Origin of the sequence: Acinetobacter defluvii, from assembly GCF_001704615.3 — a bacterium.
GTDB lineage: Bacteria > Pseudomonadota > Gammaproteobacteria > Pseudomonadales > Moraxellaceae > Acinetobacter > Acinetobacter defluvii.
In genome coordinates this window covers 2,181,170-2,196,371 of sequence record NZ_CP029397.2, presented here as the reverse complement: position 1 = coordinate 2,196,371, position 15,202 = coordinate 2,181,170, and the positions used below count along the sequence as shown (strand labels likewise).

General features: G+C 34.8%; 11 protein-coding genes. 7 read left to right on the top strand and 4 right to left on the bottom strand.

Features of this window, described 5'->3' with window-relative positions; all coding sequences use genetic code 11:
* Nucleotides 1-94: 94 nt before the first annotated feature.
* The 4 genes from DJ533_RS12905 to ahcY form a co-directional block, all read right to left on the bottom strand.
* Nucleotides 95-2,398: a putative bifunctional diguanylate cyclase/phosphodiesterase gene (locus tag DJ533_RS12905; protein ID WP_228716479.1), complete on the bottom strand. Its 2,304-nt coding sequence runs from the start codon at nucleotides 2,396-2,398 to the stop codon at nucleotides 95-97.
* 715 nt (nucleotides 2,399-3,113) lie between these two features.
* Entirely contained in the window at nucleotides 3,114-3,827 is a 714-nt protein-coding gene (locus tag DJ533_RS12900; protein WP_065995325.1) for a 16S rRNA (uracil(1498)-N(3))-methyltransferase, read from the bottom strand.
* Between the two features lie 35 nt (nucleotides 3,828-3,862).
* Nucleotides 3,863-4,699, bottom strand: a complete 837-nt coding sequence (gene metF / locus DJ533_RS12895) for a methylenetetrahydrofolate reductase [NAD(P)H] (RefSeq protein WP_065995324.1) — start codon at nucleotides 4,697-4,699, stop codon at nucleotides 3,863-3,865.
* Between the two features lie 77 nt (nucleotides 4,700-4,776).
* Nucleotides 4,777-6,159 (bottom strand): adenosylhomocysteinase, encoded by a 1,383-nt coding sequence (ahcY, locus tag DJ533_RS12890; RefSeq protein ID WP_065995323.1) that lies wholly within the window; start codon nucleotides 6,157-6,159, stop codon nucleotides 4,777-4,779.
* Between the two features lie 1,014 nt (nucleotides 6,160-7,173).
* Between ahcY and DJ533_RS12885 the strand changes: the two genes are divergently transcribed.
* From DJ533_RS12885 to pgaD, 7 genes are all read left to right on the top strand, one after another.
* Nucleotides 7,174-7,719, top strand: a complete 546-nt coding sequence (locus DJ533_RS12885) for a hypothetical protein (RefSeq protein ID WP_065995322.1) — start codon at nucleotides 7,174-7,176, stop codon at nucleotides 7,717-7,719.
* 74 nt (nucleotides 7,720-7,793) lie between these two features.
* Nucleotides 7,794-8,923 (top strand): IS3 family transposase gene (locus tag DJ533_RS12880; RefSeq protein ID WP_089024817.1). Its coding sequence is split into 2 segments (ribosomal slippage): nucleotides 7,794-8,046 and nucleotides 8,046-8,923, totalling 1,131 coding nucleotides; the frame shifts between segments, so codons are not numbered across the junction.
* Nucleotides 8,924-8,963: 40 nt separating this feature from the next.
* Nucleotides 8,964-10,016, top strand: a complete 1,053-nt coding sequence (locus tag DJ533_RS12875) for a tetratricopeptide repeat protein (protein ID WP_109849260.1) — start codon at nucleotides 8,964-8,966, stop codon at nucleotides 10,014-10,016.
* Nucleotides 9,970-11,595 (top strand): PgaA family protein, encoded by a 1,626-nt coding sequence (locus DJ533_RS12870; RefSeq protein WP_081406066.1) that lies wholly within the window; start codon nucleotides 9,970-9,972, stop codon nucleotides 11,593-11,595. Before DJ533_RS12875 ends, DJ533_RS12870 begins: the two co-directional genes overlap by 47 nt.
* Nucleotides 11,595-13,448, top strand: coding sequence for a poly-beta-1,6-N-acetyl-D-glucosamine N-deacetylase PgaB (pgaB, locus tag DJ533_RS12865; RefSeq protein WP_065992451.1), 1,854 nt, complete (start codon nucleotides 11,595-11,597; stop codon nucleotides 13,446-13,448). Before DJ533_RS12870 ends, pgaB begins: the two co-directional genes overlap by 1 nt.
* On the top strand, nucleotides 13,445-14,689 hold the full coding sequence (gene pgaC / locus DJ533_RS12860; protein WP_065992453.1) for a poly-beta-1,6-N-acetyl-D-glucosamine synthase: 1,245 nt from the start codon (nucleotides 13,445-13,447) through the stop codon (nucleotides 14,687-14,689). The genes pgaB and pgaC overlap by 4 nt, the downstream gene beginning before the upstream one ends.
* On the top strand, nucleotides 14,686-15,165 hold the full coding sequence (pgaD, locus tag DJ533_RS12855; RefSeq protein ID WP_065992455.1) for a poly-beta-1,6-N-acetyl-D-glucosamine biosynthesis protein PgaD: 480 nt from the start codon (nucleotides 14,686-14,688) through the stop codon (nucleotides 15,163-15,165). Before pgaC ends, pgaD begins: the two co-directional genes overlap by 4 nt.
* Nucleotides 15,166-15,202: the final 37 nt, after the last annotated feature.

Below are 15,202 nucleotides of genomic sequence, written 5' to 3'. Positions count from 1 at the left end.
GTTTTGGCTAAATTTTCTTGAATATATCATTTGTTGAGCGCTACGGACAGTCGTAAAGCGACCTTTTTCAACAAGAAATACAGATGAAGACATTTCAAACACGATAAACTGACGCAAGTTTGAATTTGGTAAGATAATCAAGACATTCCTGTGCAGTCAAAGGTTTTGAATAATAATATCCCTGTAAAATATGACAACCATGTTTTTTTAGGAAATTTATTTGTTCAATCGTTTCAACACCTTCTGCGATAACACTCATTCCCATGGCTTTACCCATTGCAATAATCGCGCTGACGATGGCTTGGTCTTTTTCTTGTTCAATTTTTGAAATAAATATTTTATCAATTTTTAAAGTATCAATTGGGTAGTTGGTTAAATAAGCTAAAGAAGAATACCCTGTACCAAAATCATCTAAAGAAATTGAAATATGACGTTGTTTAATTTGCTGTAATAGGTTAAGTACATTGTCAGATTTTGCGATTAATGAGGATTCTGTAATTTCAAGTTCGAGCATATCTCCTGAAATTTTATACATATTCAATGCTTGATCAATATCCTGAATCAACTCACCCCGATGGATTTGTTGTGCAACAATATTGACTGAAACACGCAGATAGTCAAAATTTAAGTCTTGCCAAATTCGGATTTGTTTACAGGTTTCAAATAGAACAAATCGTCCAATCTCAGTAATTAAGCTTGACTCTTCTGCAATTGGTAAAAATAGATCAGGAGTAATCAAACCAAGTTTCGGATGTTGCCAGCGAATCAAGGCTTCAAAACCATAAATCTTTTCAGTCTGTGTACAAATTTTTGGCTGATAATACACAAGGAGTTCTTTGTTTTTAAGTGCTTGTCTCAGGTCGCCTTCTAAATTGATATTTTGTTGGATAAGTCGTGCATTTTTGTTGCTATACAGATAGGCTGTGTTTCCCCCTAGACTTTTGGCTTCCGCTAATGCTTGTTCTGCATGACTATTTAATGTATCAACTTGACGTCCATGTTCAGGATAAAGCGCAATTCCAATTGAAATAGAAATAAAGTGTTCATTATTATGAATCATAAATGGACTTTCAAACGCTTTTAAAATACTTTTAGCTGTTTGATGTATGGTTTTTTTATTTTGACCATAATTATAAATCATCGCATAGTCATCGTTATTTAAATAGGATATCAATAAAGCATCAGGACAAGCTTGTCTTAAACGTTGTGCAATTTTTTGTAATAAAATATCCCCTGCTTGCGTACTTGCAAACTCATTAAAAGATCTAAAGCGATCTATATTGATGCGGATGACTGCAAGATTTTGCAGTATATTATTTGGGTCGGTTAAATAATGATGTAACTGCAAATTAAAATAAAAACGGTTAGGTAAATCAGTTAATAAATCGTAATTTTCTAAATAAGAGACACGTTGTTCTTGTTTTCTTCGTTCCGTTAAATCAGTGATAATACCAACATAATTAATGATTTTATTTTTCTCATCGGTAATTGCATTAATATGTAACCATAAAGTTAAATGTTTACCTGTTAGAAATTCAATTTGCAACTCAGCATCGTATTCTCTTTCGGCGACCAACTTTTTAGTAATATCGAAATGTTCTTCTATAATTTCTTTTTTATTATTCACTGTAATATCAAATAAATGTTTACCTAATAAATCGCTTTGATGATAACCAATAAGCTTTTCAAAATAAGGATTTACTTCTAAATAACATAAATTATTGTCAAGGACAAAAACACCTTGAGCCACTTGTTCAAAAACATTTGCTGCCAATTTTAATTGTTCTTGATCAGATTTTTCTTTTTGAATATCACGATGAATTCCCACCATCCGTATAGGCTTAAAGGAAATAGGATGACGAGCAATCACTTTACCAGTATCTTGAATCCAACACCATTGATCATTTCTTTTAATTCGATATTTGGCTTCAAAACGCTCGGTTCTACCTCGTAAGTGTTGCCGCATTAAATGTTGATAGTTTTCCAAATCATCTGGATGAATTAAAGAATCAATTTGAAGGTGATATTCATCAATATGGTTAAATAAAATTTTATTTTTTGTATCAAATATTTCAATTGTACGTTTTTCGATATTCCACAGCCATGAATTAATTCCTGCTGTTTCATGGGCAAAAGCTAAATTGGCTTGATGATTTTCTAAACGATCATTGATTTGTTTAATATCATAAGTCCGTTCTTTTACTTTTTGCTCTAATAACTGATTATTTAATAATAGCTCATTTTTAATGTGAATTGATTTTTCTATTTCATGTTTTAATTTATTTTGAAGTTGATTGTTATCGAAAGTTTGTTGTTTGGCTTGGAGTAAAAGCTTACTGCGTTCAAAGGTAATTAGCCCTAATTTATGGTGTAGTTTATGGGTAATGTATCCTGCCAATAAAATAAATATTAAAATAAAATTAAAGCTAAATTGGTAATAATGACTTAATGGACTAACACTAAGAAATTTATAAAATAAACAAGGAATAGTTGCAGGAATAAATAGAAATAAAAAATATCTAAAGCGACTGGTTAAATAAGTAAGTGCTGAAATTGAAACTAAACAAATTAATATACTTGATAATATTAGTAAATGTGTCGATGTAATATCAGGTGTATCAATAAGAACATAATGCTGTAGAGTAAAAATTCCAAAACCAAAACTACATCCTATGATTAAGCAAATAAATTGACATAACGCATCTAGGTTAAAAACATTATGATAAGGTGAAACTAAAATAGATTTAATTAATAACCAAGAAATTGTACAGATGATGCTGGTTGTAGCAAACCATAAGTTGAATGAGAATGAGAAATTTTTGAAATAGATGTAGTATACAAAAACGTCATATAAGATAATGACAAATAACCAGATTAAAAAACGTTGTAAAAGGACAGCCGCACTTTTTATTTGTGAAGCGTATAAAAGTTCATCTTGAACATCTATGACCATTCCTAATGCCTTTGCCTTATAGAGGGTATTTTTTTAACTTTAGTTTTATATACAACATTTAATGTAACTTAAATATATACCTTTGAAACATGTAAATTACTTATATTTTTTGGCAAAATCAATATATTTTTAAGAAATATGTCACAATATTCTATAAAAACTACGGAAACTTATAGTTTAAAATAGAAAGAGCGACCACAGGCGCAGTTTCAGTTCTTAGCACACGCTCGCCAATACACCAATTGTTAAATCCGACTTGGTTGGCTTGTTGGATCTCTGATTCACTTAATCCACCCTCAGGTCCAATCAATAATGCGATTTTTGTAGTTACATCTGCCAGTACATCCAGTTGTTCTTTGTTGGGTGCAAGTACAAGCTTAGTAATAGGTAGCTCAGAGGCAAGCCATTTTTCTAAGCTTAATGGAGCTAATATTTGTGGCACTATATTCATACCGCATTGTTCACAAGCTGCGATAGCAATACCTTGCCAGTGCTCTAATTTTTTTTGATCACGGTCATATTTGAGACGCATTTCACAGCGCTCAGAAGTCAAAAGCTGGATATTGGAAACACCGAGTTCAACAGCTTTTTGAATTGCATAATCCATACGATCACCCTTACTCATCACTTGTCCAAGTAAGGTGGTGAAGTGAGGTGTACGATTATCGGGATTAAATGCCTCAACATAAACAAAAGCTGATTTTTTTGCAATGTCTGTTAATGTCACTTCATATTCACCACCTTGCCCATTGAACAAAGTGGCTTTTTCACCCACTTGTGCGCGTAAAACTTTGACCCAATGATGAAAAACTGTTTCAGTTAGTGCAACCGTAGCTTCAACAGCTAAATCAGTTTCAATATAAAAACGGGGCATTCGGTCTTACTCGCAGAAGGTAATTTAATTTTGAATTATGCTAAACCAAGATCAAGGACAAGTTGGCGATTTGGTTCAGTATGGTTCATGGTGTAAAAATGTAAACTTGGTGCGCCACCAGCAATTAAGCGTTCACAAAGTTTCACCACAACTTCATGACCAAAGGCTTTGATACTTGCAGAATCATCACCATAAGTTGCCAGTTGCTTACGAATCCAGCGTGGAATCTCAGCACCTGTACCATCAGCAAAGCGAATCAGATTGCTTGCATTGGTAATCGGCATAATGCCTGGTGCAACAGGAATATCAATTCCTTCTTTTTGAATGCGATCTACAAAGTAAAAGTACGCATCTGGATTGAAGAAGAATTGAGTCAACGCGGCATTTGCACCTGCGCGAATTTTATCACAAAAGCGTTGAATATCTTTATCAAAGCTGTCTGCTTGAGGGTGCATCTCAGGATATGCAGCAACTTCGATATGAAAATGATCACCTGAGTGTTCACGGATAAAGCGAACTAAATCCGTTGCATAGGGAAGTTCACCTAAACCCACCTGACCTGATGGTAAGTCACCGCGAAGTGCGACAATACGGTCAATGCCTTGTGACTGATATAGATCAAGTAATTCAGCAATACGTTCTTTACTGTCACCAATACAAGACAGATGAGGGGCAACAGGTGTACCTTTACCGTTGAAGTCATTTAATGTCGACAAGGTGCGTTCACGGGTTGAACCGCCTGCGCCATAAGTTACAGAGAAAAATTCTGGCTTAAGCAGTTGAAGTTCTTGATGAACAACTCTGAGTTTTTCTGCACCTGCATCGGTTTTTGTTGGGAAAAACTCAAAAGAAATTGGAATCTGTTTAGACATGTTCAAATCCTTTAAACTTATACATTGCAATAAAAAAACTAAAGAAAAGCAGGCAAAACGCCTGCTTTTTCTAAAGATTAGTATTTATAAGCTTCAGCTTTGAATGGACCTTCAACAGGAACGCCTAAGTAGTCTGCTTGTTCTTGAGTCAATTGAGTCAAGACACCGCCAAAACCAACAACCATTGCTGCAGCAACTTCTTCATCCAATTTTTTAGGAATAAGTTCTACACGGATCGCAGCTTGTTTTTGATCTTCAGGAAGATCAGCAAATTTCTCAGCGAATAAATGCATTTGACCTAAGACTTGGTTGGCAAATGAACCATCCATAATACGTGAAGGGTGACCAGTCGCATTACCAAGGTTCACCAAACGACCTTCTGAAAGAAGGATTAAATAATCGTTTTCATTTTCTGTACGATATACTTGGTGTACTTGTGGCTTAACCTCAATCCATTTGTAACCACGTAAGTAGTTAGTGTCGATTTCAGTGTCAAAGTGACCAATGTTACAAACCACTGCACCTGCTTTTAATGAATCAAGCATTGCAGAGTCACATACGTGATAGTTACCCGTCGTTGTTACGATCAAGTCTGTATTTTGAAGAAGATCAAGATTGATGTCTTCTTTCTTACCTGTTTGTACGCCATTTTTGTATGGAGAAACAACTTCATAACCGTCCATGCATGCTTGCATTGCACAGATCGGATCAATTTCAGTTACACGAACAATCATGCCTTCTTGACGAAGTGATTGAGCAGAACCTTTACCTACGTCACCATAACCGATTACAAGTGCACGACGGCCAGATAAAAGCATATCTGTACCACGTTTAATGGCATCGTTTAATGAATGACGGCAACCGTATTTGTTGTCGTTTTTAGACTTAGTAACAGAGTCATTTACGTTGATTGCAGGTACTTTTAAAGTGCCGTCACGGTGCATTTCATAAAGACGTTGAACACCTGTAGTCGTTTCTTCTGTAATACCATGAATTTTAGCAATCACTTGAGGATATTTCTCATGAACAAGTGCAGTTAAGTCACCGCCATCATCCAAAATCATGTTGGCATCCCAAGGTGTGCCATTGAAATTGATTTGCTGTTCTAAACACCAGTTGTATTCTTCTTCAGTTTCGCCTTTCCAAGCAAATACAGGAATACCTGCAGCAGCGATTGCAGCAGCAGCGTGGTCTTGAGTCGAGAAGATGTTACAAGACGTCCAACGAACTTCTGCGCCTAACTCAACTAAAGTTTCGATGAGAACCGCAGTTTGAATTGTCATATGGATACAACCCAAAATTTTTGCACCAGCAAGTGGTTTCGCAGCAGAATAACGTTTACGAAGACCCATCAAAGCAGGCATTTCTGCTTCAGCAAGTTTGATTTCTTTACGACCGTAGTCAGCTAGGGAAATATCGGCAACTTTGTAATCTGTAAATGAAGCATTAACCGCGTTCATCACGATCTCCTTAATTAAAAATAAAAATTGATCATTATGTTCGCGGATGCCGTTGTTGGTAATTCTTAGTTAACTTTGAGCAGAATACCGATGGTCGAGCCTAGCGATCTTACATTTAGTGCCTGTAAGAAAGTCGCAGCATCCCTCGACTGCGATGTATTGTACTTGGAAAATGATTTGGTTCCAATGCAAATCCATGTAAAAATTGCTGAAAACCCCTTGGAATCGTATGATTTATTTTAAAATTAAGTTGAAGCTTTCATAAAAAACAAAAATAAAACAACATATAAGACCTTCAGGCATTTTCTATATTTACTACGTATGTTTTTTATACATTCACTTTATACAGTTTTATAGCGTTTTCTAAGGATCTTTAATTGTTAAGGATTCACGTAGTGTTTTCTAATTTATATAAGTGTTTGTTTTTAAATTTAAAATAGATGAATGAACCAATAAAATATTTATATCTTTAATCCAATGTGAATGTGGTAGTAGAGAGTAATTCAATTCTTTAGATAATTATAATAAATATACTGATATATCCTGTAGTTAATGGGTTTTTTGGTCTAATGTATTTTAATGGGAAATCCTAATTGCAATTTTTTCAGTGTTACTTTATTTGTGTATTTAATGTAGTAAAAAATACATTAATAATATACTAAAAAATTACTTAAGCTGATGACTAAAACTCTATTTTTTTAAAAAATACAATAATATCTATTTGTTTTATAAGGGGTAATTTTTTTGTTTTTTTAGTGGGTTGTTCTGCAAATAAGATCCTATATATCTATTTGCTTAAACGTATTTTATACAAATGTATTTATAATTTTTACATGAAGGTTAGATGTAAAATAAAAAATAAAAAAAGACATTAAACTGAGTAATTGATAATTAACATTTTTTAAAAAATAAATTTAAAAATTCTTAAAACATAAGTTTACAAAGTTGTGATTATTTATTAATTATTATTTAAAAATGAGAATTAAGTCACATTTAGTTTAGATAAGAATCATTATGCGTAATCCCTATTATTTATTATTTATAAGTGTTTTTCTGTATCCGAATACAAACTTTTCATATGCTGCCCAGATATCTGACACCTTAAGAGAACGCACAGTATCTCAAATTAAAAGTGGGCAGACCCAACAAGGTACGATAATACTTGAACAATTATTAAAGAAGTATCCAAATAATCAAAGGATATTGGCAGATTATCTATTGTTGGTCGTTCCAATTCATCATCTAAATACAGCAAAGCTATTGAGTTTGACTCGACATATTCAATCCAAACAATTTCCTGAATATGCGCACTTTGGCGTTGTCAAATTATTACGTGATCAAAAGCAATTTTCACAGGCAATATATCTTTTAGAGCAATTTGAACCCTATCAAAAACAAAATCAACTGCAAGTAAATCTTTTAAAAGCAATTTTATTCAGTGAGAATCAGCAAGAAAAGCAAGCGCTTGAAGTTTTAAAAAAAATTAACTTAAAAGATTTAACCGCGGATCAGTTAATGCAAGTCGCATATAGTTATCGTATCATTCTGATGTGGTTCTAGGATTTTAGACCACGCCTATAAGTGATAATCTACTCCCCAATAAGCATGGGAAATGCTTGTTTTTGGAGTCAACCATGACACGAAGAAAACGTCGTAATCATTCAGCAGAGTTTAAAGTTAAAGTTGCTCTCGCAGCAATTAAAGGCGACCACACACTCGCTGAACTTTCTACTCAATTCGATTTACATCAAAACCAAATCATCGATTGGAAAAATCAACTGCTTGAGCAATCAATCAATATTTTTTCACGACCAACAGCACAACAAGAACCTGAGATTGACCTCAAAGCTCTACATGCCAAGATAGGACATCAGGCATTGCAAATTGATTTTTTAGAAGGTGCGCTCAGAAAAATAGGGCAGCTGAGCGGCAAAAAATGATCGATAAGACCCATCAACTTTCGGTACGACAACAATCGCAATTGATTCAAATCAATCGCAGTACGTTGTATTACAAGCCCAAAGAGATTTCATCAACTGATTTGAGTTTGATGCGTCTAATCGATGAAATTCATCTCGACTACCCATTTATGGGCAGTCGAATGATACGAGATATGCTACAGCGTCAAGGACATAAAATAGGTCGGCGTAAAGTCCGACGTTTAATGCGCTTGATGGGAATACATGCCTTGTATCCAAAACCCAATACCAGTAAGCCTAATCTTGCACACCGTATTTTCCCATATCTGTTGAAAAACATGGTCATCGATCACTCTAATCAAGTCTGGTGTACAGATATCACGTACATTCCTATGGCTAAAGGCTTTGTCTATCTGTGTGCAATTATAGATTGGCATAGTCGTAAAGTACTGGCTCATCGTGTATCGATCAGTATGGAAACAGACTTTTGCATAGATGCGTTGCAAGAAGCAATTGTGAAATATGGTTGTCCAGAGGTGTTTAATACAGACCAAGGCAGTCAATTCACAAGCGAGGCATTTTTGAATGAGTTAAAATTGCGAAATATCCGTATCAGTATGGATGGGAAAGGACGATGGATGGATAATGTAATGATTGAGCGTTTATGGCGCAGTGTGAAGCATGAGGAAGTCTATTTGAAGGCTTACGATACGGTTAAACAAGCAAAACAATCAATTGCTGAATATTTGGATTTTTATAACACGATACGTCCTCATTCAAGCTTGAATAAGGCAACACCAAATGAATTTTATGATCGACATTTACCAAAAGTAATGGCAGCATAATTTAAATATTTAGAGCGGATTTATCACTTATAAAACTAGATTGAGTGGTCTAATTAACGGAACCACATCAATTCAACATCCCACAGAGGCTGTACATGCGATTCAATATGCCTATGAGAAAAAGCCATTAGATGAAAATATTCAGAAGGAATATGTGAATAGTTTGATGGCGTTAGGAAGTTTTGATCGTGCTGAAAAAATTATTCAAAGTCATCCTCAAACAAAGTGGGGATCAACGTTCAAGCAACAAAAACAGTATGGACACGGAGCAACAGCTTATGCTGCAGAGTTATCGAATGTTTTAAGAGAGCAAGCAGTCTCGCGGATTAAAAATGGGCAAACTCAACAAGGTATTGTGGAACTTGAACAGATATTACAAAAATATCCATATGACCAAAGGATATTGGCAGATTACCTATTATCAGTTGTTCCGATTAAATCCTTAGATACAGTAACACTGCTTAATTTAACTCAACGGATTCAGCCTAAACAATTTCCTAAATACGCACACTTTGGTGTCGTAAAATTATTACGTGATCAAAAGCAATTTTCACAGGCAATATATCTTTTAGAGCAATTTGAACCCTATCAAAAACAAAATCAACTGCAAGTAAATCTTTTAAAAGCAATTTTGTTCAGTGAAAATAAGCAAGAGAAGCAAGCACTTGAAGTTTTAAAAGAGATTGATTTAAAAGCTTTAACAGCAGATCAATTGATGCAAGTTGCATATAGTTATCGCATTATTCAACATCCAGCAGAGGCGATACATGTAATTCAATATGCCTATGAGAAAAAGCCATTAGATGAAAATATTCAGAAGGAATATGTGAATAGTTTACTGGCATTAGGAAGTTTTCAACGTGCTGAAAAAATTATTCAAAAATATCCTCAAACGCAATGGGAAACCACGCTAAACCAACAGATTGAATTAGGATATTTAGCACAAGAAATTGGTGCAGCAATAAAAAGACATCAATATTTATCAGGACGTGGTGAAAATGATGCAGTGAGTTATCAAAAGTTAGATCGTGTATTAGTAGAAGCTGATGAAATTGCTGCACGAAATCAATTGGTTCAACCTTTTTTATTATGACTATTTATATGCTTTGAGTTATAGAGGGAAATCAAAGCAAATATTAGATATTTTAGCGCAAGTAAAATTACCTGCGGTTACATCCATGCCAGCGTATGTGCGACAAGCGATAGCTGATGCTTATCTTGCAGAACGTCAAGCGAAAGAAGCAGAGCAATTATATAGAACCTTGATTACTGAAAAAAATTATTCTGATATGTCTGTTTATACTGCATTTTACTACTCACTGCTAGAGCAAGAAAAATATGATCAGGCAAATCAATTAATTCATGAGATTGATCATTTATTACCAACATTTCAATACAGTCAAGCCAAAGGGGTTGATAAGTCTGTTCATACGGATCGATCTCAATATATTGGATTACGTGGTTTGGATTGGGCATATAGTAATCGTTTAGACATTGCTGAACCATATTTTGAAGGTTTAGTAAATAAAACTTCAAATACAGATGATGGTTTAAATCAGCTTGCCCGTATTCAGCGTTGGCGTGATAAGCCTGAACAAGCACAACAAACTTTAGCAAGATTAAATGGTTTGGTGCCTGTTTCTAAAACTACCAAAATTAATCTAATGCAAAATGCACAAGCACTCGGTGATATCCAAGCTTGGCGAGTGCAAACTGACCAATTGGTAGAGGATTATCCAGAAGATACCAGTATTGTTAAAAGTCGCAAAGAATTAGCGGATAGAGATCGAGCAACGATTCAACATAGTAGTCGTTTTTCTCGCAGCCGCTCAGACCAAAATAATATTTCTGAAGGTTTAAAAGGTTCTAAAGATCGTGAGCTAACAACAACTTTATATTCTCCTTGGTTCTCAGATAACTATCGGACATTCGTTGAACATCGAGATATTTGGGGTAAATTTCGTCAAGGTAACTTAGAACAACAACGTTTTGGTATTGGTTTGCAATGGCAAGACCAAAGAAAATCTTTAACAGTGACTGCTTCACAAAACGATGATGCTGATCGTCAAGGATTAGAAGCAGAGTGGTCACATCAGCTTAATGATCATTGGCAATATTATCTAAATGCCAATAGCCAAGCAGATATACCTTTACAAGCAATTGAGCTTGGTCATGAAGGCTATGCTTTGGGTGGTGGTATTCGCTGGAAAGAAAATGAGTCACGTCAAGCAGGTTTTGGATACACCGTGACGGATATCGATGATGGAAACTTAAGACAAGAATTTTCAGCAGATTATTCGCAGCGTATTTTTTTAAGTCCACATCAGACAACAACTGCAGGAATCAATGCTTATTATGGGAAAAATAGCTTAAATAATGTGTCTTACTTTAGTCCAAAACAAAGTTCAAGTCTGGGTTTAAGCCTAACCCATGAATGGTTAACTTGGCGTGAGTATGAGCGTTCATTTACTCAACGTTTTGGTCTAGGTGTTGGAGTTTATCAGCAACAGAGCTTTGATACCCAACCGATAGCTGATCTGCAATATCAACATTTATGGAAGTTATCGAGAACATGGTTACTACGTTATGGCATTGGCTATGGCATGCATGTTTACGATGGAGAATATGAAAATCAAATGTACGGTAATTTAGGTTTTGAGGGGCGCTTCTAATGAAATATATAAATCAACTTTCAAAATCTATAATTATGAGTGGTTTACTTGTATGTTCTACACATCTATTTGCAGAAACCACAGTCAAAGATTTGGCGCTTGAATCTGAGAAAAAAGTTTTATTTGATCAGCAACATTTTGTCAGTTTAACTTTTCATGATGTGCGTGACGATGTACTTAAAGCAGGTGATCGTGATCCTTATGCAATTAGCACACAAAACCTAGTACAGTTTTTTGAATGGTTAAAACGTTCAGATTGGCATCCTGTGAGTTTAAAACAAATTACAGAGGCTCGACAGAAAGGTACAGCTTTACCTAGAAATGCGGTTTTGATTAGTTTCGATGATGGTGCACTTAGTCATTATAGTCGGGTTTTTCCTTTAGCAAAAGAATATCAAATTCCAGTAGTTTTTGCTTTGGTGACGAGTTGGATGAATGGAAATACTAAAGCCATTTATGAAGCTTATGGACAAGGTAATGAAATGACTTGGGCGCAAGTTCGAGAAATGCAGCGCTCTGGCTGGGTAGAGTTTGCAAGTCATTCACATGATTTACATCAAGGAATTTTAGCCAATCCTCAGAATAATCAACAACCAGCAGCAATTACACGACTATATTCTGCAACATTAAAACGTTATGAAACACAACAGGAATATGAACAACGTATAGTTCAAGACTTAAAGCAATCTCATGAAATCTTACGTAAAGAAGTGGGTGTTTCGCCAGTTGCTATCATTTGGCCCTACGGTGCGGTAAATACAGAAACAGAAAAATTAGCACAAAAAGCAGGTTTTCCTCTGTCTTTTAGTCTAGGAGCAGATGCTGTAAATCGTATTGATGATGGCACTTTTCAGCGTGGTTTAGCTGTAAATAATCCTAGTTCGGAGGATTTGTATGAGCAAATGAAAGATTCGATTCATTATCAAAATTTTGTTCATTATGCGCCTATGCGTGGTTTAACTTTTGATTTGGGAGAGTTTTCACAAGACTATGGAAAAGCAGACCAGCAACTTGGTCAAGTGTTAGATTTAACTAGTGCCCTAAAAAGTAATGTATTGATTTTAAATGCAGTGGGGGATCAAAATAAAGATGGTATATATGAGAATGCTTATTTCCCAAATACATATTTGCCTGTGAAGTTTGATGTATTAAATCGCACTTTATGGCAAGCCAAGACACGTATTTTTAACCAAATTTATGTGCAGTTACCGTATTCATTAGAGCAGCAGCAATCACAGCTCGCTGTACACTTATCGCAGCAGTTATTCAAAAATAACACTAGTCTAGATGGAATTATTTTAAAAACAGATTCACATTTGCAATGTGCTTTTAAAACAATACAAGAACAAAAGTGTATAGATCAGCAACTGCAAGTTCAACATACTTTGCAAGAGATCAATAATAGTTCAAAACAATATTCAAATATCAGTAATCCTTTTAAACTATCTTTGCAAGTTCATCTTGCTACGCTAGAAAAAGGTACATTGTCCGCATTTTTAAATCAATTTAAAGCTCAAGTAAAATTATTTAATTTTGAAATAGATAGTCTTCAACAAGAACAGCTGTTTAAAGACTTTTTAAAGCAAATCGAATTATTAAGTGCTGAGCAAAAGGCACAAATTTGGGTGACTTTATCTGTAGACTCTGCACGAACAGCACAAGATTGGAAACGTATTCAAACTAATTTTCTAACCTTGCAACGTTTGGGTATACAGAAACTAGCAATTAATCAATATAACAGTGTTAATGCTGAATGGGTTCAAGAGTTTTTATATACTCCATTAAGCTTAAATCAAAGTCCTTTGACATATCGAAATCCCTTTATTACTAAAACAGAGGGGAAATCGCCATGACAATAGTTGAGCTTTTGTTCCTCTTTGCTTTCTTATATCCATTGGTGATGGCGTGGACATGGATGATCGGTGGAGTATGGTTTTTCTTTAAGAGAGAATATAAACAAAATCAATTGCCTAAAATTTCTCAGCAAGGGTGCAGTATTATAATTCCATGCTTTAACGAAGAAGCACAGGTTAGAGAAACTATTCGTTATGCTTTACAGACACAATATCCAAAATTTGAAGTAATAGCAGTTAATGATGGAAGTTCGGATCGTACTGCAGAAATTCTAGATGAATTAGCAAAACAGTATCCAAGTTTAAGGGTTGTACATCTGGCTGAAAATCAAGGGAAAGCGTTTGCTTTACGTTCCGGCATGATGGTGAGCCAATATGAGTATTTAATTTGTATAGATGGTGATGCTTTATTACATCCTCATGCCGCAATTTGGATGATGCATCATTTAACCAATTTTAATCGTGTTGGTGCGGTGACTGGAAATCCACGCATTATTAATCGTTCAAGTATCTTAGGTAAATTACAGGTCGGTGAATTTTCATCTATTATCGGGCTGATTAAACGTGCACAAAGAACTTATGGGCGTATTTTTACCGTTTCGGGTGTGATCGCAGGTTTTCGTAAAACAGCTTTAGAACAAGTTGGCTTTTGGTCTGATGATAAAATTACAGAAGATATTGATATTTCATGGAAAATTCAGTTAGCAAAATGGGATATCCATTATGTGCCTAATGCACTTTGTTATATCTATATGCCTGAAACCTTATCAGGTCTATGGAAACAACGAGTACGTTGGGCACAAGGTGGCGTTGAGGTTCTACGTACCTATATTCCTAAGCTATTTAAATTAAGTGCCTTAAAAATGTGGCCTGTGGCATTAGAGTCTATGATCAGTATGATCTGGGCTTATGTGATTTTATTGATTATTGTCCTATTTTTTGTAGGGTTATTTGTACCATTACCTGCAGAATGGTACGTGAAATCTTTATTCCCACAATGGTATGGCGTGATTCTTGCTATTACTTGTCTAATTCAATTTTTTATCAGTTTGTATATAGATAAACGTTATGACGATCAACGTTTTTTTAGAAATTATTTTTGGGTGATTTGGTATCCACTATTTTTTTGGCTTTTGAGTGCGGCAACTACCATTGTTGCGGTTCCAAAAGCATTGTTTACACGTAAAAAAAGAGCGAGATGGGTAAGCCCAGATCGAGGTTTCAGAGGAGAAGATGTATGAATAGTTTCCATTCAGATGTTGTAACAGATGCGTCTAAGCTTGATATTCCTGCATATATTGATCAACCTCAATATGTTAAAAATAAAGGAGTCCATTATACTTTGCAGGCTATAGGTTGGACTTTATGGACAGTTTTACTTTTGCCTTTAATCACTGTATTACTTTGGATTTTTCAAGGTAAATTTATTCAAAGTTATATTTTTGCAGAACATTTTAGTGTACAAATTTATAACTTTGCTTGGTTAGCTTTAATTGTGGGAGTGTGTTGCGCTTCATTGCTGATTTGGGCAAGCTATAATTGGCTACGATACCGAACAGTAAAAAAACCCAAAGTATTAAATGTTACACATTCCACTTTAGCAAAAGACTTTTTAATGAGTACTGAGGAACTCTTAAAAATGCAGAAATCTAAAAATATTGTGCTTCATTATGATGATGAAGGTATTTTATATAACTATGAGCTAAAAAAAGCTTAGTATATTGATATTTATCAAAAGAGGTGGTTTATCCACC